Below are 18,054 nucleotides of genomic sequence, written 5' to 3'. Positions count from 1 at the left end.
TCTTAATCGCCGCGGATGTACTGTTCCAGCTGGCGAATCAGTTCAGCCTGCTCGGCGATGGCCTCCTTGACCAGGTCGCCGATCGACAGCAAGCCGATCAATGTGCCGTTTTCCACCACAGGCAAGTGGCGCAGGCGTTTGTCGGACATGATGGCCATGCAGGTTTCGACGGTTTGATGGGTGTCCACGGTGATGACCGGCGAGACCATGATGTCTTCGACCGGCGTACCGACGGAGGAGCGGCCCTTGAGCACGAGTTTGCGCGCATAGTCGCGCTCGCTGATGATGCCGACGACCTCGCTATTCTTCACGACCGGCAATGCGCCGACGTTTTTCGCGGCCATGACCATCAGCGCTTCCAGCACCATTTGATGCGGCGCAATGGTGTGGACTTCATGATTCTGTTCAGCCTTTAACTTCAGCAGTTGGGCGACGGTTTTCATGGCGGTTTCTCAGGTGTTGTCGTTGTCCTTGAAGAATCGTAGACCCAGGCGCTGAGGGCAAGGGAGAAAGCGGCAGATAACACGCAAAAAACGTCATTCAGCGGTTTTTCTTCCGAAAACCTGAGTGTTCCATAGTTATTCACTCATCCATGGGCTGACTCAACCCTGTGGGAGCGAGCCTGCTCGCGAAAGCGGTGGGTCAGGTCAATACAAGTGTCGACTGATACACCGCTTTCGCGAGCAGGCTCGCTCCCACACGGATTGCATCCACCTCGCAGAGAGGGCTATCGCCTTCGATGACGCGTAGAATTGCGCCTTGAATCAAATCTAGAGGTTGCAGTGGTGGATTTACAGCAGGGCTTCGTCCTGACCCGGCATTGGCGCGATACCCCGGCCGGTACGGAAGTCGAGTTCTGGCTGGCGACCGATGCCGGTCCCCAGCGGATCCGCCTGCCTCATCAACCGTCGGTGGCGTTCATCCCCGCAGCACAACGGGAGCAAGCCGAATTGCTGCTGCGCGGCGAAAAGAACGTCGAGCTGCGGCCGTTGGCGTTGCTGGATTTCGAGCATCGCCCGGTGCTCGGTCTGTATTGCCAGCAGCACGGTCAACTGATGCGCCTGGAAACCGCGCTGCGCAAGGCCGGGGTCGACATGTTCGAAGCCGACGTACGCCCGCCGGAACGCTACATGATGGAGCGCTTCATCACCGCACCAGTCCGGTTCAGTGGCACGCCGAACACCGAGGGCCTGCTGCTCGGTGCGCAGATGAAACCCGACCCCGATTACCGACCGAGCCTCAGGCTGGTCTCCCTGGACATCGAAACCACCGCTCAGGGCGAGTTGTACTCCATCGCCCTGGAAGGCTGCGGTGAGCGCCAGGTCTACATGCTCGGCCCGCCCAATGGTGATGACAGCGAGGTGGATTTCCAGCTCGAATACTGCGACTCCCGAACCCTGCTGCTGAAAAAGCTCAACGAGTGGTTCGCCCGCCACGACCCTGACGCGATCATCGGCTGGAACGTCGTGCAGTTCGACCTGCGCGTGCTCCACGAACACGCCCGGCGCCTGGCGGTGCCGCTGAAACTGGGGCGTGGCGGCGAAGAAATGCAGTGGCGCGAACACGGTAGCCGCAACCATTACTTCGCTTCGGCCGCCGGTCGGCTGATCATCGACGGCATCGAGTCCCTGCGCTCGGCGACCTGGAGTTTCCCCTCGTTCAGCCTGGAAAACGTCGCGCAAACCCTGCTCGGCGAGGGCAAGTCGATCGACAATCCGTACCAACGCATGGACGAAATCAACCGCATGTTCGCCGAGGACAAACCGGCGCTGGCCAAGTACAACCTCAAGGACTGCGAGCTGGTGACGCGGATTTTCGCCAAGACCGAGCTGCTGACTTTCCTGCTGGAACGGGCCAGCGTCACCGGGTTGCCGGCGGATCGCAGCGGCGGCTCGGTGGCGGCGTTCACTCACCTTTACATGCCGCTGATGCACCGCCAGGGTTTCGTTGCACCGAACCTTGGGAACAAGCCTGCGCAGGCCAGCCCCGGCGGTTTTGTCATGGACTCGCAACCGGGCCTGTACGAGTCGGTGTTGGTGCTCGACTACAAAAGCCTCTATCCCTCGATCATCCGTACCTTCCTCATCGACCCGGTGGGCTTGATCGAGGGGCTTAAACATCCCGATGACAGCGAGTCGGTGCCGGGCTTTCGCGGTGCGCGGTTTTCAAGGACCCGGCATTGCCTGCCCGCCATCGTTTCCCGGGTCGCCGAAGGTCGTGAAATCGCCAAGCGCGAACACAACGCGCCGCTGTCCCAGGCCCTGAAGATCATCATGAACGCCTTTTATGGCGTGCTCGGTTCCAGCGGTTGCCGTTTCTTCGATACGCGCCTGGCGTCATCCATCACGCTGCGCGGCCACGAGATCATGCTGCGTACTCGACAGCTGATCGAAGCCCAGGGCCACACGGTGATTTACGGCGACACTGACTCGACCTTCGTCTGGCTGCGCCGCGCTCATGGTCAACAGGAAGCCGCACAGATTGGCGGCGCGCTGGTGGATCACGTCAACCAGTGGTGGTGCGAGCATGTGCAGCAGCAATACGGTCTGGACAGTGCGCTGGAGTTGCAGTTCGAAACCCACTACAAGCGCTTTCTGATGCCGACCATTCGCGGTGCCGAGGAGGGCAGCAAGAAGCGCTATGCGGGACTTGTGACCCGCGCCGATGGCACCGACGAAATGGTCTACAAAGGCTTGGAAACCGTGCGCACCGACTGGTCGCCGCTGGCCCGGCAGTTCCAGCAGGAACTGTACCTGCGCATCTTCAATCGCAAGCCTTATCAAGATTATGTGCGCGATTACGTGCGCAAGACGTTGGCGGGGGAGTTCGACGACCGCCTGATCTACCGCAAGCGCCTGCGCCGCACCCTCGATGACTATCAGCGTAACGTGCCGCCCCACGTACGGGCCGCGCGGATTGCCGATGAATACAACGACCAACAGGGTCGCCCGCGGCAATATCAGAACGGTGGCTGGATCAGTTACGTGATCACCGTCGCCGGCCCCGAACCGCTGGAAATCCGCCGCGCGCCCATCGACTACGACCACTACGTCACCCGCCAACTGCAACCGGTGGCGGACGCAATTCTGCCCTTCGTGGACGACGACTTTTCAACCTTGATTGGTGGGCAACTGGGCTTGTTTTGAATCCAGCAGCAACAACGTCCAGTCATCCAGGATACCGTGGAAATACCGGTCCAGTACTCGATGAAAGTCGCTGTTTGCGTCGGCCACCTGGGCGAACAGCGTCATGGAAGAGTGAAACTTGAGATCGTCGGGGTGACCGAATATGCCGGCAACCGAGCTCTTTTCGATGTTCAGCACCAACTCAGTGCAGGTGCGCAATCGGGAACCCAACAGTGGATGATTCAGGTACGCCGCCGCTTCCTCTTTGGAACGAATGGCAAAGTGGCGCGACATCTCGCTACCGCCTAACCCCAAGAATTGCGGAAAGATGAACCACATCCAGTGGCTACGCTTGTGACCCTCCTTCAGCTCGGTCTGGACCCGTTTGAACACCGGGTCCTGGGCCAGGATAAAGCGTTGCAGATTAAAGGAATCGAGCTGATCGGTGCTTCTCATGCCGAAGCCCTCTGACAGACTGCGATGGCTCAGACCATGGCCAACCGCTGTTTGCGTTGTGGCGCACGAAATGCCTTGTCCAGCGCCTCCAGATCCCCAGCCTCCAGTTGCAATTGCGCGGCTTGCGCGTTGAGTTGCACGTGCTCGGGTCGGACCGCTTTGGGGATGGCGATCACTCCGTCCGTGCGCATTATCCATGCCAGCGATACCTGGGCAGGCGTCACCCCGTGACGGGCGGCAACCTGCTTGAGGGTTGAGTTAACCAGCATATTCCCACCCTGACCAATCGGACAGTAGGCCATGAGCGGTAGATGATGCGCTTGGCTCCAGGGCAGTAGATCGAACTCGATGCCGCGTTCCTCCAGGTTGTAGAGCACCTGATTGGTGGCACAGGCCGATGAGGCCAGCTCTTCCAGATCGTCGACGTCGAAATTGGAGACTCCCCAGCGACCAATCTTGCCGTCTTCGCGCAAGCGTTCGAAAGCCTCGACCGTTTCTTCGAGGGGATACTGGCCACGCCAGTGCAGCAAGTAGAGATCGATGTAATCGGTATCCAGCCGCCGCAGACTGCGCTCGCACGCCAGGGGTACGCCTTTGCGGCTGGCGTTGTGCGGGTAAACCTTGCTGACGAGAAAGACGTTGTCACGCCGGCCTGCGATGGCTTCACCGACCACTGTCTCGGCACCGCCCTCGCCGTACATTTCAGCGGTGTCGATGAGGGTCATGCCCAATTCGATGCCCAGGCGCAATGCAGCCACTTCTTGGGTGAGTCGGGAAGGATCCTCGCCCATGCGCCAGGTGCCTTGGCCGATGACCGGTACATTGACGCCGGCCAATTCGAGGGTCCGCATTCAAACCTCCTTTCTGGATTTCGATCGATACATCAGTGGGCAGCAGAATAGCCCGGTGGTTCCGTCGAACTCCAGAAAGGCGATCACAGCACTGAGTCTGCGTCGTAGGTTTATTGCACAGAAAACTTCAAGACAGTGCTCTGGAGCGTGGGTCGCTGACTTCGGCAGCGAGTTGGCCCACATCACCCATGGCGTTCAGCACCCAGTTGAAATCGAAGCCACCCTGTTTCGGTTCGGCAAATTTCAATTGTGGGTGATCGGCTTTTATGTTTTTGCCAATGGCGGTCGGTTGGGTGAAATCCATCGGTGTGCCGGCCACCGGGGCCAGTTCGCCGGTAGGGATCAGCTTGCCGGTGACCGGCGTGTAATGGCTGGCGTGCAAGGTGGCGAGCTGTTTCAGCACATCACCGTTACCGGCGCCAGCGAGGTTGAAGTAGCTGTGATTGGTCAGGTTCAACACCGTGGGTTTATCGGTGGAAGCCTTGTAGTCGATGCGCAGCTCGTTGTGCTCGTTGAGGCTGTAGGTGACCTCGGTTTTCAGGTTGCCGGGGAAGCCCAGTTCACCGTCCACCGACAGATACGTCAGGGTCACGGCCACCGAATCCTTGGCGGTGTTCGGTTGAGCTTTCCAGACGTGTTTGTCAAAACCCTGAGGGCCGCCGTGCAGCGAATTTGAACCGTCGTTAAGCGGCACCTGATAGCGCTTGCCGTCCAGTTCGAAAGCACCGTTGGCCAGACGATTGCCGAAGCGCCCAATGGTTGCACCGAAGTACGCGGTGCCGCTCTGATAACCCTGCACGTCATCGAAACCGAGCACCACATCGTCGAACTTACCGTTTTTGTCCGGCACTTTCAGCGACTGCAGGATGCCGCCGTAGGTAATGACCGTGGCAGTCAGGCCATGGCTGTTGCGCAAGATGTATTGCTCGACGGGTGTGCCGTCATTGGTTTTGCCGAAGGCTTTGTGTTCGCTGGACAGGCCCGCAGCCTGGGCGGAGAGGGTGGCGATCATCAGGGACAGTCCGAGGCCGCAGAGTGGGTGTCGGGATTGAAGCATGGTTGACCTTCCTTTTTGTTGTTTTTGTAAGAGTAGTCATACTAATAATCGATTTTCAATCCGATCAAGGAAGGATTTATAGCTTATGTCTGGCCTGTTGCAATTATAAAGTATGACTAGTGTGCTGGCTGCCACCGTTTACAGACCGTCGGCACTGCACTTTTTCAGGATTCACGGCTCTATCCTTGGCCAGCCCGCGGCGATCCCCACCGCCGGCAAATGCCCAAGTTCAAGAACCCATGGCTCGAGTGTTACCCCTCACCACCACGCCAATCCGCCGCCATTGCCTGCTGTTGGCCTGCTTGTCGATGCTCACCGCCTCTGGGTGCAGTCAGCAGCAGGGCAGCGACATCGTCAGCCAGTTCCGCGAAGGCAAACCCCAGGAGTTCCTCCAGACCAGCGTCGACCGCATGGCGACCCTGGCGATGCGTGACAACCTCGACAGCCTCTACCTGCTGATGAGCAAGCTCTACTTGCGCAACCCGGACGAGCTGAAAAAATCCGGTTTCCTCGATGCCCGCACCGCTGGCAAGCAAGTGCGCATGGCCATCGAACAACAACAGCCGCTGCCGACCCTGGGCGGAAAAAAAGACCTGGCGGCGTTGAGTTATGCCATGAGCCCGGAATTTCTCGGCGACCGGGTCGGCGCTTTCATCTATGCCATCGGCAGCATGCTCGTCACCGCCCACGGCAATCGGCTCGAGTTCTACATGACGGATGCGATCAACCCGACGTTCGTCAGCAACGCTGCCCGCAACATCGAGAAAGCCACCTGGATACTCAGCCAGCGGCAAAACAGGCACGGCGAGCCTTTGCTGTTTTCCAACGAAATTTCAGAGGAGGGCAGCAACCTGAGTTTTGCCGTGGAGTTCGGCAAGATCGTCGCGCGGCTGGACCTGCTGACGCAGATGCTGGACGAACGCTACCGCCGGATCGGTTTGAATTACGCGCAGAGTTTGTTGTTTTTGAATTTCTTGCCGGTGCAGTAAGCGAGGAAGTGCATAAAGATAGATCGCATCGATATAACTGGTTATAAGAAAAATCGCTATGCTGCGGGCCAGATTTTTCATGCGTTTTTTGTGGGCGTGTTAATGGAATTCGGTAATTTCGGTTTGGTCATTGCAGGTCTGGTGGTCGGCTTTATTGTCGGGATGACTGGCGTTGGCGGCGGTTCGTTGATGACCCCCATTCTGTTGTGGTTCGGCGTCAATCCGGCCACCGCAGTGGGCACGGATTTGCTGTACGCGGCGATTACCAAGTCCAGTGGTGTGCTGGTTCATAGAAAGAACAACAACATCGACTGGGCAATTACCGGTTGGTTGACCCTCGGCAGTGTGCCGGCGGTGGCACTGACGCTGTGGTTCCTGAGCACCCTGCAGGCATCACCCGAGGCGATGAACGCTGTTATCAAACAGGCGTTGGGCTTTGTCCTGTTTGCCACGGCGCTGGCGATTTTCTTCAAGAAACGCCTGCTCGATTTCGCCCACAAACGCGCGGGCGGTCATTACAACCCCAGCGGCAACCGCTTGAATGTACTGACCGTGATCACCGGCCTGGTCCTCGGCACCATGGTTGCCCTGACCTCCATTGGCGCAGGCGCCCTGGGCACCGTCGCGTTGTTCATACTTTATCCGCTGCTGCCGACCCGCCGCCTGGTGGGCACGGAAATCGCGCACGCCGTACCGCTGACGCTGGTTGCAGGCCTCGGCCATGCGAGCATGGGCAACATGGATTGGCATGTGCTGGGTTACTTGCTGGTCGGTTCGCTGCCGGGGATTTACCTGGGCAGCCACCTGACGGGCCGCATCTCCGATGAAGTGTTGCGTCCTTGCCTGGCCACGATGCTGGTGCTGATCGGTTACAAACTGGCTTTTTAGCCGACACAGGATCCAGAAACAAACCACCTCCTGCGCCGTATAGTGCTACGGTGGAACGCCCGCCTTCATTTACCCGTGAATGACCTGTCGGCATTTCCCCGTGATCGACAAGAGGTGGCACGTGTGCGCGCTAATCGCTGAATATCAAAGCCACGAAGCCGGGTATTGCCTCGACAGACTGTCGTGACAGCCCCGCCCAAAAGCCTGCCGCTGATTCTCAGTGAGCTGCGCACCGCCACGACCCGGCAGCATCAAGTGCTGGAAAAACGCATTCCGTTTTTCACCGCCGATTTATTGCTCTACACCCGCCTGATCGAGGCCTACTACGGTTTTTATCGGCCGCTGGAAAACCTGCTGTCCCAGGTGGCAATGACCATTCCTGATCTGGACTGGCTGATTCGTAGCAAAACCCCATCGCTTGAAGCCGATCTGTATGCCTTGGGGCTGGACACCGCCGCCATTGATGCCATCCCCCTCTGCCAGTTTTCCTTTCAGCCGCGCTCCATTGCCGATGTGCTGGGCGTGCTGTACGTCCTTGAAGGCGCGACGCTGGGCGGGCAATCGCTGCGCAACGGCCTGTACTCGCGCCTCGGTGTCGATGAACACACGGGCGGCCGGTTTTTTGCGGTGTATGGCAGGTCGACCTTGCTGATGTGGCGCGGTTTTCTGGCATGCCTGTATGAGGTGTGTGATCCCGTTGAACGGGCGGCGTCGGTGACCGCGGCCCAGGCGACGTTCGAGGCCTTCGAAGGTTGGCTCGAGCGCTGCGAGGTATTGGTATGAATCGCCTCACTGATGAGCAACTCGATGCTGCGCTCGCCGAGTGCGCCCGCGAAGCGATCCGGATTCCGGGGTCGATCCAGCCCCATGGCGTTCTGCTGGCCCTGAGTGAGCCTGAGTTGATCATCCAGCAGATCAGCCGCAATTGTGCGTCGTTGCTCGGTCAGACGGCGGCGGCGTTATTGCAGCAACCGTTGACGATGCTGTCGGGTGTCACGGCGGCAGAGCAGGTTCGTCAGGCGCTGTTGTTGAATGATCTGGAGGAAGCCAATCCGTTGCTGCTGGAGATGGCAGGGCAGCGATTCAACGGATCGCTCAACCGACATGACAGCGTGATTATTCTTGAACTGGAGCCGTTGCACGACGCTGCGCCGGACAACACCGGCATCCTGCTTCGGGCACTGCGGCGGATGCAGGCAGCCAGCACGCTGGACGACTTGTACGCCGTCAGTGTCGATGAAATCCGCCGCCTGACTGGCTTCGACCGGGTGATGATTTATTGTTTCCAGCCGGCGGGGCATGGGCAAGTCATCAGCGAGGCGCTGGGCGGGGTTTTGCCCGGTTACCTGGGGCAATGTTTCCCCGCCTCGGACATTCCAGCGCAGGCGCGTGAGCTGTATCGCCTGAACTGGATCCGGGTGATTCCGGATGCGCGTTATGTGCCGGTGCCGATTCTTCCGGCGTTGCGCCCCGACACCGGACAGCCGCTGGACCTGGGATTTTCGGTCCTGCGCAGCGTATCGCCGGTGCACTGCCAATACCTGGAAAACATGGGCGTGCGGGCCTCCATGAGCCTGTCTTTGCTTGCGAGCGATCAGCTGTGGGGGCTGATCACGTGTGCCCATCCCGAACCGCTGCTGGTGAGCCATTCGGTGCGCACGATGTGCGCCGCGATCGCCCAGTTGCTCAGCGTGCAGATCACGGCACTGCAAACCCGGGACGAACAGAGCCAGCGTGAACAGAAATCCCGGCTGATCAATGAACTGACCGCAGCGATGCGCCTGGCTGAAAACGATGTGCTGGAGGGGCTGCTCAACCACCCGGAGTCATTGCAAGCCCTGACCGGGGCCAGTGGCGTCGCCGTATTGATCGAAGACCGCTTGCAGCTTTTTGGTGAGTGCCCGACGGTCGAGCAGGTACGAGCGCTTTACCTGTGGGTGCGCGAGCAATGCCTGGCAAGCGGCGAGCCGCTGTTGACCGACCACCTGCAAGGCCTGCACGGGGTCAGCGCCCTCTACTGTGACGTGGCCAGCGGTCTGCTGGCTTTCGTGCTGCCCAAACCGGTGGACAACGGCGTCCTGTGGTTCCGCCCGCAACTGCGCTCCAGCATGAAGTGGAGCGGCAATCCTGATGAGCATTTCAGTGCCGCAGGCGACAACCGTTTGCAGCCGCGTACATCCTTTGCACTGTGGGAGCAGCAAGTGGAGGGCAGGGCGCGCGAATGGAGCGCGGCGGATGCTTATGCGGTCAGAGAGCTACGCCGCAGTGCCATCGAAAACGACCTCGCCCGTCAGGTGCTCCGCGAGCATGAAGCGGTCCGCGAGCGTGATGAGCTGGTGGCGGTGGTGTCCCATGACCTGCGCAATCCCATGACCATTATCATCATGCAATGCGGAATGATGCAGCGCCTGGTCGCCAAGGACGAAGGCCAGCATACCGTGCGCCTGAGCGCGGCCCTGGGCACCATGGAGGAAGCCACCGCAAGGATGAACACCCTGATTGCCGATTTGCTGGACAAGTCGAAACTCGATGCAGGCAGGTACCCACTCGAGTGCAAACCGCTGGATGTGGTCAACCTGCTTGAAGAGGCCTGTGGGTTGCTGGTGACCCTCACGTCTCACAAAAACATCGAGCTCAACTGCAGCAGTTCTGAAGGATTGAGCATCGAAGCCGATCCCCAGCGGTTGTTCCAGGTGCTGTCGAACCTGCTGGGTAACGCGATTAAATTCACCCCCTCGGGCGGACGTATTGACCTCAGCGCCCGTCAGGTAGACGGCAAGGTGCTGATTTCGGTGCGCGACAATGGCGGTGGTATCCACGCGGTGCATTTGCCGCACATCTTCGAGCGCTACTGGTCGGTTCGTGACGGTAATCCCAACGGCAGTGGCCTGGGGTTGTACATCTGCCGCAGCATCGTGCAGGCCCATGGCGGAGAGCTTTGGGCCGAAAGCGAACCGGGGATTGGCAGCGTGTTTACCTTTTCCATTCCGGCGTTGGTAGCTGACGCGGCTTAGGGTCGGGTCAGAATCTCCAGCAGATGCCCATCCGGGATTAGCTCAGCCTGTTGCGCAATGACCGCCCTGACCTAAGCTTTGGGCAAGGCGGAACACAATTGCGGTGCGTCACCCGGAACGAACGCCGCGATGCGCAATCATTAGAGCGTGGATATCAAAAGGAGATGCGCATGCTCATCAGGTCATTGACCCTGACTACCTTGCTGGCTTTCGCCGGCCCCTTGTTCGCTGCCGATGACGGCTCACCTCTGGATATGGACAAGGGCAGGGCCCGGCCTCTGATTGTTATTGCTCCCAGCACCGTTGACCCGGTCTGGACGAGCCTGAAAAAGTCGCTGGACGATCCGGCCAACAAGGAGGGTGTCGCCCAACGCAATATCAGGGTGTACACCGTGCTGAACATGTTCGGTCAGCTCGACGGCAAGGATCTCGGCCAACAGGACACCATGGCACTGATCCGCTCGCTGAAACTCGGTGCGGGGGGGTTGCCCAAAGTCATCCTGGTGGGCAAGGACGGCGAAAAGAAATTCGAGAGTTCGGGGGATGAATCAAAATCGGTCGATTTGAAGAAAATTTTCGAGACCATCGACGCGTTGCCGGTGACCGAGAAAGAAGCTGCAGCACCGACGGTCGCGACGCCCGTTGTCGCCGAACCGGCCGCCAAGGGTGCCAAAGGCGCAAAACCGGGCAAACCGGCCAAACCCGCCAAGCCGCCTGAAATGCCGGATGATTAAACGCAGACTTTTGTATGAAAAATGGGCGACCTCAAGAGGTCGCCCATTTTTTTGCTCGGCTGCTGCTAAAAAACCGGGTGTTTCAGGGTGAGATGTATTGGCTTCTATTGGTCTCGGAAATTTCCTGCAAGTCATATCGGATTTCATGAACTGGTTTCTGTCAGCGCGTACCGTTAGCTTTCGTGAGCCACCGCAAAACTCGCGGTCGGACGTGGGAGTCCGCAACACTGAGGGATCCAGGGACGAACAATACCAATGGCCAGAAAGGAGCCTCGTCTATGAAGAAGTTCGGCAAAAATGATGCACAACGCCCAACCGATGCCAGCCACTTGAAGCTCGTTCGGCTTGGCGGTACGTCCGGGCGCGACACCAGCATTCGTGCGCGCAAGCCCAGGCGTTCCGTCCCGATCAACCAGATCTTCTCAATTGCCCCCGGCGTCGACACCATCACCCTCTTGCATCAGGCCAGCGAAACCCTCGCTTCCCTGAATGGCGTGATTGTGAATTTTGCCGTCAAGCGGGATGGCTCGAATCGAGCTATGCTCGGGGCGATTCAGCAGTTGGCAGGGATTGCGGAGTTGTTGGTGAATCAGGCTCGGGACAATCTTGATCCGGGAAACGATGGTCCTGACGCCCAGCCGCCGACTCGGCATTGAACTGACGTAATAACGACAATGGGCGACCTTAAAAGGGGCGCCCATTTTGTTGCCCGAAAGATACCTGTAGCAGCTGCCGAGCCTGCGAGGCTGCGTTCGGCTGCGCAGCAGTCGTAAATCCTGCAACCGCAGTTTTACAGATAAACCTCATTAGCCGGATCACGACTGCTTCGCAGCCGAACGCAGCCTCGCAGGCTCGACAGCTGCTACAGGGGATTGAGTTGCTCTGGGTTATTCAGTCAGGGCACTCAATATCTTGTGAGCAATCTTGATCCGCTCCGGGTTCGGATAATTCTTGTTCGCCAGGATCACGATGCCGATGTCTTTCGACGGAACGTACGCCACGTAAGCACCGAAGCCGCTCGTTGAACCGGTTTTGTTGATCAGCACGCTTTTCGGTTGAGGCTGCGGCGGGGTCAGCCACTGGACTTCGTGCGCCTCCATCGCCATCTGCGTCGAGTTCCCCGCCAGCAATGTATCCAGGGTGACCGGGTAGTGGTAAAACTCCCATCCCAGCCCCTGCGTCATGTCGCCGACCCTGTAATAGCCGGTGTGAGTCGTAGCGATTGCTTGCTGTAAAGGCTTTTCCAGAGCCCCGGGTTTCATGTTCGCCTCAACATACCCAATCAGGTCCGCAGCGCTGGTTTTCACGCCATACGCCTCTGAATCCAGTGCCCCCGGCCCAACCCGCACAGGCTTGTCATCCTTGTTGTAACCCTGAGCGTAAAGCCCCATTTGAGCCTGCGGCACTTTGAGGTAGGTGTGCTTGAGCCCAAGTTTCGGCAGCAGGGTCTTTTCCATCAATTCATCAAACGGCTGGCCCATGCTTTTGGCTGCCAGATAACCGAATAACCCCAGGCTCGGGTTCGAATACTGCCGATGGGTGCCGGCGGCATAGGTCGGTTTCCACTGTTTGAAATAGCCGAGCATCTTGTCCGGCGCATCTGCATCGCCGGGGAATTGCAGCGGCAGGCCGCCGGCACTGTAGGTGCCCAGTTGCAGCACGCTGATGCTATCGAACGCGCTGCCACGCAGTTCCGGCAGAACGCTGCTGGCCTTGTCGGACAGCGACAGTTTGCCGGTGGCCTGAGCGTAGGCGGCGAGGGTAGCGGTGAAGGTTTTGCTCACCGAGCCTATCTCGAACAAGGTGTCTTCGGTGACGGCTTTGCCGTTTTCCTTCGAGGCCACGCCGTAGTTAAAGTAATGCGGCTGGCCGTTGATGGTCACTGCCACGGCGATTCCGGGAATGGCCTGGGCTTGCATGACCGGTCGTACGGCGGCATTCACCACCGTCTCGATTTGATCCTGTGCGACACATTGGCCGGTGGCGAGCACCGCCACGCAAACGGCGAGAGTCTTCAGCCTATCCATGTTGGTTTGGTCCGTCATTGATTCGATTGCGCGTTATTTTAGGGTGTTAAACGCTACGCTCCGAGCGGTTTTTAAACCCGGCCGCCCATAGGCGGGCCGGGCTGATTATTAACAGGCCAGTTGCGACCGCTGATTCAGCGCACCAGGCACGGCCGCTTGTTGTCGAACGTCCATCCCGGCAGCAGAAACTGCATCGCCACGCTGTCATCCCGCGCGCCCAATCCCATGCCTTTGTACAGCTCATGGGCCTTGGCCAATTGATCCATGTCCAGTTCGACACCCAGCCCGGGTTTCTTCGGCACCTGCACGCAGCCGCCGACGATTTGCAGCGGCGCTTTGGTCAGGCGCTGACCGTCCTGCCAGATCCAGTGGGTGTCGATGGCGGTGATTTCACCCGGTGCGGCCGCCGCGACGTGGGTGAACATGGCCAGGGAAATATCGAAGTGGTTGTTGGAGTGGGAGCCCCAGGTCAGGCCCCACTCATGGCACATCTGCGCCACGCGGACCGAGCCCTGCATCGTCCAGAAGTGCGGGTCGGCCAGCGGAATGTCCACTGATTGCAACTGGATCGCGTGGCCCATTTCCCGCCAGTCGGTGGCGATCATGTTGGTGGCGGTTTTCAGACCCGTGGCACGACGGAATTCCGCCATGACTTCACGTCCGGAATAACCGTTTTCCGCGCCGCACGGGTCTTCGGCGTAAGCCAGCACATGATGCTGATCCCGGCACAGGCGAATGGCTTCTTTGAGTGACCACGCGCCGTTCGGATCAAGGGTAATGCGTGCGTCGGGGAAGCGTTCGGCCAGAGCGGTGACGGCTTCGATTTCTGCATCGCCACTGAGCACGCCGCCCTTGAGTTTGAAGTCCTTGAAACCGTATCGGGTGTGGGCGGCTTCGGCCAGGCGGACCACGGCGTCGGCGCTCATGGCCTTTTCGTGACGCACGCGAAACCAGTCGTTGTCGGCGTCCGGTTCGCTGCGGTAGGCCAGATCGGTTTCGTTGCGATCACCGACATAAAACAGATAACCCAGCATCTTCACTTCGTCGCGCTGCTGGCCTTCACCGAGCAGGGCCGCGACCGGCACGTCCAGGTGCTGACCCAAGAGATCAAGCAGCGCCGCTTCAAGGCCAGTGACGGCGTGGATGGTGATGCGCAAATCGAACGTCTGTAGCCCGCGACCGCCGGCATCGCGATCAGCGAAAGTCTGGCGCACCTGATTGAGGATCTTTTGATAAGTGCCAATCGGACTGCCGACCACCAGCGAACGAGCGTCTTCGAGGGTCTGGCGAATGCGCTCGCCGCCCGGTACTTCACCGATGCCAGTGTGACCGGCGTTGTCCTTGAGGATCACGATGTTGCGGGTGAAAAACGGCCCGTGAGCGCCGCTCAGGTTGAGCAACATGCCATCGTGGCCAGCCACCGGAACAACCTGCATGCTGGTGATGATCGGGGCCTTTGCGGTTTCTTGTGCGTTCATTTTCATGTCCTTCAACACAGATGATTAGCCGTGGTTGGGCGCTGGTTTGCCCAGAGCAACAGCAGGTGCGGGTTTCGGTTTATTGCGTGCGGCGAAGACGATGATCGCGGCAATGATCGAGGTCGCGGCCAGGCCGTACAGCCCGCCCTGAATCGAACCGGTGCGTTCTTCCAACAGGCCGAAGGTGGTTGGTGCGACGAAGCCGCCGAGGTTGCCCACCGAGTTGATCAGCGCGATCACGCCTGCAGCGATCCGTGCATCCAGATAGGCCTGGGGAATCGGCCAGAACAGCGACGACGCCGATTTGAAACCCAACGCAGCAAAGCAGATCGCAACGAAAGCGAAGATCGGCCCGCCGGTGGTGGACATGAACATTCCGGCCGCCGCAATCAGCAGGGCAGCAGCGACCCAGGCTTGTTGATGCTTCCATTTGGCCGACAGCGAAGCGAAGGCGTACATGCCGACGATCGACAGCAGCCACGGAATCGAGTTGAACAGCCCGACCTGTATGTCGCTCAGATCGCCCATCTTTTTGATGATGCTCGGCAGCCAGAAAGTCGCGGCGTAGATGGTCAATTGGATGAAGAAGTAGATCAGGCAGAACAGGATGATCTGGCGATCCTTGAGCAGTGTGCTTAAGGAAGGTTTGATCGGTGTCGCGGCTTCGCGGGCCAGTTGTTCGTCGTCGATGGCTTTGACCAGAGCGTCCTGTTCTTCACGGCTCAGCCATTTCGCGTCGTGGGGTTTTGAATCCAGCCAGAACCAGACGAACACGCACAGCCCGACCGAGAACATCCCTTCAATGAAGTACATCCATTGCCAGCCGTGCATGCCGAACCCGCTGATTTGTAGCAGCAGCCCGGACAGCGGACCCGAGATCAGCGAAGCAATGGCCGAGCCGCTCAAGAAGATCGCAATTGCTTTGCCACGCTCAACGCCAGGTAACCAGCGGGTGAAGTAATAAATCACGCCGGGGAAGAAACCGGCTTCGGCCACGCCCAGCAAGAATCGCAGAATGTAGAAGTGGGTTTCGTTCTGGATGAACGCCATGCAAGCGGCAACCAGGCCCCAGGTCAGCATGATGCGGGTCAGCCAGATTCGTGCGCCGACTTTTTGCAGGAGGATATTGGAGGGGACTTCAAACAGCGCGTAACCGATGAAGAACAGCCCGGCACCAAGGCCGTAGGCGGCAGCGCCAATCCCCAGATCATGTTCCATGTGGGCACGGACGAAGCCGATGTTCACGCGGTCGATGTAGTTGACGATGAACATGATCACGAACAGCGGCAGTACATGGCGTTTCACTTTCGAGATGGCGGACTTCAGGACCGAGTCGGCGCCATCGTTCATCCCGGATATGGATGTATTCACTGCGTTATCTCCCACTGATTATTGTTATGCGGGGTGTGGCGGGCGTGACGAGTTGATGGACATCATACAACTGCATTTTTTCGTCCTGCAAGTGTCTTTGTCCAACAAAATGGCGCTGTACAAGGGATGTGTTGTTCATTTTGCGGTGGTTGGCGCCTTCTTGGTGGTCTTGTGCCGTAGTTGTTGAGTGTTGTCATACAAGTTGGCGGCGTTTTCCTGAGATTCCCGCCGAGCGCAGTGCTACGATTCCGGTAGCCCTGATTTCGGATGACCGCCATGCAAGAAGACCTCGACGCGCCTGCCCGCAAGCGCACCCACAACCTGGCCTATGACCTGGTCACCAAACTGACCCAGAGCATCCTGCTCGGCCAAATGCTGCCCGGGGACAAGCTGCCGTCCGAGAACACGATTGTTCAGGAGCATGGGGTCAGTCGCACGGTGGTGCGCGAGGCGATCTCGAAGTTGCAGGCGTCCGGGTTGGTGGAGACCCGGCACGGTATTGGCACCTTTGTGATTGAACGAGCGCCGGAACAGGGGCTTCGGTTGAACGTCGATACCGCGCTGGGGGTGCGCAGCATTCTGGAGTTGCGCATGGGCCTGGAAACCCAGGCCGCCGCACTGGCGGCAACCCGTCGCACGGATCATCAAATGGCGCAGATGCGCGAAGCGCTGGACGACTATCAGAGCCTGCTGGCCAACAACGACAGCTGCGTCGAAGCCGACAAGCGCTTCCATCTGCTGATCGCCGAAGCCACCGGCAACGTGTGCTTCACCGAAATCATGCAGCACCTGGGCAGCGCCATGATCCCGCGAACCCGCGTCAATGCCGCCGAGCGCGGCGCAGTGGACTTGAGCAAGCTCGGGCAACTGGCCAACCTTGAGCACGAGGCGATTCTCAACGCCATCAAGCGCCAGGATCCGGATGCGGCGCGGGCGGCCATGTGGCTGCACCTGACCAACAGTCGCGACCGGTTTTCGACAGAGCGCTGACAACCGCCGTGATTCCTGTGGGAGCGAGCTTGCTCGCGATAGCGCCAGACGCCTCAACGCAGATCAACGATCAGATGCTAGCCACCTGAGCCACCACCCGCCGCTCCAGATTCAACGCCAACACGCTGACCAGCACCACCAGCGCGCCAACAATGATCATCAACGTCGGCCGTTCGCCCAGCGCAAAAGACGCAATCGCCATGGCGGTCGGTGGAATCAGATACAGCGTCATCGTTGCCCGGCTCAGGTCTACGTGAGCCAACACATACGCCCAGGCCAGGTACGCGAGGGCGCTTGGGAACACGCCCAGCGCAACCACCGCCAGTTGCACATGAACCGGTGCACTGAGCACCTGATTCGCCAGGCCGGGTAGATAAATCAACAGCAGCACCGTCCCGGCCCAGACGGTGTAGCACACCAATGTCAGCCCGTCGTAGCGCCGCGAGTGATGCTTGTGCAATGCAAAGTAAAAACTCCACGACACCGCCGCCAACAAAATCAGCAATCCATGGGCGTCGATGCTGCCCAGTCCGTGATCGCCGGCCACTACAATCACCACGCCGGTCAATCCCAGAAAAACACAGCCCCAACGCCACACGCTCACCCGGTCCTTGAATACAAAGCGCGCCAGCAGTGTGCTAAACAACGGCGTCGATTGTGCCAATACGCTGGACGCTCCGGCGCTGACACCTTGTTGGCCGAAATTCAGCGCGACATGGTGCAGGCTAACCGCAAAGAAACCGAGTGCGAACATCAGCGGCAGGTCGCGAATAGTCGGCAGGCTGATGCCGCGGAACACTGTGACCACCGCCATGAACGCCGATGCCACCAGAAACCGCAGCAGTGCTAGATGTCCAGGATCATAGGCCTGCAGACCGATGTGAATACCGGTCGGTGAGTAACCCCAGCAGGCAACAACAAAGGCCATGGCCAGGATGATTTTGACGGGGGAATGGGAGGTGGCTGTGAGCGGTTGCATGGTCGGATACCTGTGGGCATAGGCACCGAGTATCAGAAGCCTGACCGTTCTCCACAGCTGACTTATACTGCATCAACTGTTCACTTTAGGTGATG

14 protein-coding genes and 3 pseudogenes are annotated in these 18,054 nt (G+C 59.1%); 9 read left to right on the top strand and 8 right to left on the bottom strand.

The annotated features are described in order from the left end of the window. Window positions 1-2: 2 nt before the first annotated feature. A complete protein-coding gene (locus ACYZTX_RS21475; RefSeq protein WP_462035749.1) occupies window positions 3-443 on the bottom strand; it encodes a CBS domain-containing protein in 441 nt (146 codons plus the stop codon). 342 nt (window positions 444-785) lie between these two features. Here ACYZTX_RS21475 and ACYZTX_RS21470 point away from each other — a divergent pair, with 342 nt between their 5' ends. Continuing rightward, complete coding sequence (locus ACYZTX_RS21470) at window positions 786-3,146, top strand: DNA polymerase II (RefSeq protein ID WP_462035748.1); 2,361 nt, start codon at window positions 786-788, stop codon at window positions 3,144-3,146. On the opposite strand, the gene ACYZTX_RS21465 is transcribed toward ACYZTX_RS21470, so the two are convergent. The 3 genes and pseudogenes from ACYZTX_RS21465 to ACYZTX_RS21455 all read right to left on the bottom strand — a co-directional run. Beyond that, window positions 3,111-3,581 (bottom strand): DUF1810 domain-containing protein, encoded by a 471-nt coding sequence (locus ACYZTX_RS21465; protein ID WP_462035747.1) that lies wholly within the window; start codon window positions 3,579-3,581, stop codon window positions 3,111-3,113. The genes ACYZTX_RS21470 and ACYZTX_RS21465 overlap by 36 nt on opposite strands. Window positions 3,582-3,610: 29 nt before the next feature. Then, complete coding sequence (locus ACYZTX_RS21460; RefSeq protein ID WP_462035746.1) at window positions 3,611-4,432, bottom strand: aldo/keto reductase; 822 nt, start codon at window positions 4,430-4,432, stop codon at window positions 3,611-3,613. Between the two features lie 142 nt (window positions 4,433-4,574). Further along, a pseudogene (locus ACYZTX_RS21455) lies at window positions 4,575-5,489 on the bottom strand (aldose epimerase family protein); the annotation flags it as partial. Window positions 5,490-5,728: 239 nt separating this feature from the next. Here ACYZTX_RS21455 and ACYZTX_RS21450 point away from each other — a divergent pair. From ACYZTX_RS21450 to ACYZTX_RS21420, 7 genes and pseudogenes are all read left to right on the top strand, one after another. Further along, complete coding sequence (locus ACYZTX_RS21450; protein WP_462035745.1) at window positions 5,729-6,478, top strand: hypothetical protein; 750 nt, start codon at window positions 5,729-5,731, stop codon at window positions 6,476-6,478. A gap of 102 nt (window positions 6,479-6,580) precedes the next feature. After that, the gene (locus tag ACYZTX_RS21445) at window positions 6,581-7,366 is read left to right on the top strand and encodes a sulfite exporter TauE/SafE family protein (protein WP_462035744.1); all 786 of its coding nucleotides are present in this window, start codon (window positions 6,581-6,583) and stop codon (window positions 7,364-7,366) included. A 183-nt stretch (window positions 7,367-7,549) separates the two neighbouring features. Continuing rightward, window positions 7,550-8,149 carry a biliverdin-producing heme oxygenase gene (locus ACYZTX_RS21440; RefSeq protein ID WP_462035743.1) on the top strand — a complete coding sequence of 200 codons (600 nt, stop codon included), beginning with the start codon at window positions 7,550-7,552 and terminating at the stop codon, window positions 8,147-8,149. Next, window positions 8,146-8,490, top strand: a pseudogene (locus ACYZTX_RS21435) (ATP-binding protein); the annotation flags it as partial. The gene ACYZTX_RS21440 and the pseudogene ACYZTX_RS21435, both read left to right, overlap by 4 nt. A gap of 66 nt (window positions 8,491-8,556) precedes the next feature. Next, window positions 8,557-10,356: pseudogene (locus ACYZTX_RS21430) on the top strand (ATP-binding protein); the annotation flags it as partial. A gap of 194 nt (window positions 10,357-10,550) precedes the next feature. After that, on the top strand, window positions 10,551-11,114 hold the full coding sequence (locus tag ACYZTX_RS21425; protein ID WP_462035742.1) for a DUF4174 domain-containing protein: 564 nt from the start codon (window positions 10,551-10,553) through the stop codon (window positions 11,112-11,114). A gap of 278 nt (window positions 11,115-11,392) precedes the next feature. Beyond that, on the top strand, window positions 11,393-11,770 hold the full coding sequence (locus ACYZTX_RS21420; RefSeq protein ID WP_462035741.1) for a DUF6124 family protein: 378 nt from the start codon (window positions 11,393-11,395) through the stop codon (window positions 11,768-11,770). A gap of 231 nt (window positions 11,771-12,001) precedes the next feature. Here ACYZTX_RS21420 and ampC read toward each other — a convergent pair whose 3' ends face one another. The 3 genes from ampC to ACYZTX_RS21405 all read right to left on the bottom strand — a co-directional run bounded on the left by ampC (window position 12,002) and on the right by ACYZTX_RS21405 (window position 15,990). Beyond that, window positions 12,002-13,159, bottom strand: coding sequence for a class C beta-lactamase (gene ampC / locus ACYZTX_RS21415; RefSeq protein WP_462035740.1), 1,158 nt, complete (start codon window positions 13,157-13,159; stop codon window positions 12,002-12,004). Window positions 13,160-13,275: 116 nt separating this feature from the next. Beyond that, on the bottom strand, window positions 13,276-14,619 hold the full coding sequence (gene gudD, locus ACYZTX_RS21410) for a glucarate dehydratase (protein WP_462035739.1): 1,344 nt from the start codon (window positions 14,617-14,619) through the stop codon (window positions 13,276-13,278). Window positions 14,620-14,643: 24 nt separating this feature from the next. Beyond that, a complete protein-coding gene (locus ACYZTX_RS21405) occupies window positions 14,644-15,990 on the bottom strand; it encodes an MFS transporter (RefSeq protein ID WP_462035738.1) in 1,347 nt (448 codons plus the stop codon). 276 nt (window positions 15,991-16,266) lie between these two features. Between ACYZTX_RS21405 and ACYZTX_RS21400 the strand changes: the two genes are divergently transcribed. Continuing rightward, window positions 16,267-16,980, top strand: a complete 714-nt coding sequence (locus ACYZTX_RS21400) for a FadR/GntR family transcriptional regulator (RefSeq protein ID WP_462037090.1) — start codon at window positions 16,267-16,269, stop codon at window positions 16,978-16,980. A gap of 70 nt (window positions 16,981-17,050) precedes the next feature. Here ACYZTX_RS21400 and ACYZTX_RS21395 read toward each other — a convergent pair whose 3' ends face one another. Further along, complete coding sequence (locus ACYZTX_RS21395; protein WP_462035737.1) at window positions 17,051-17,959, bottom strand: DMT family transporter; 909 nt, start codon at window positions 17,957-17,959, stop codon at window positions 17,051-17,053. Window positions 17,960-18,054: the final 95 nt, after the last annotated feature.

Source organism: Pseudomonas sp. MDT1-17 (genome assembly GCF_054898105.1).
This window is presented reverse-complemented; position numbering and strand designations above follow the sequence as displayed.